The following is a 244-nucleotide window of genomic DNA, read 5'->3' on the forward strand; positions in this document are numbered from 1 at the left end:
AGGAGCACAGCTGGGTAGCTAAGTGCGGAAGGGATAAGCGCTGAAAGCATCTAAGCGTGAAGCCCCCCTCAAGATGAGATTTCCCAATATGTAAGACCCCTTGAAGACGACGAGGTAGATAGGCTGGAGGTGGAAGTGCAGCAATGCATGGAGCTGACCAGTACTAATCGGTCGAGGGCTTATCCAAACAAATACCCCGAGCATGACGGGGATGCGCAAGTTCGTTTCGTATCTAGTTTTCAGG

Annotated in this window: 1 rRNA gene; it reads left to right on the forward strand. The window is 51.2% G+C overall.

The features are described from left to right. Positions 1-187: ribosomal RNA gene (locus KJS63_RS25975) — 23S ribosomal RNA — on the forward strand; the annotation flags it as partial. Between the last annotated feature and the right edge of the window lie 57 nt (positions 188-244).

The sequence above is a fragment of the Paenibacillus sp. J22TS3 genome, assembly GCF_018403205.1.
Lineage (GTDB): Bacteria > Bacillota > Bacilli > Paenibacillales > Paenibacillaceae > Fontibacillus > Fontibacillus tuaregi.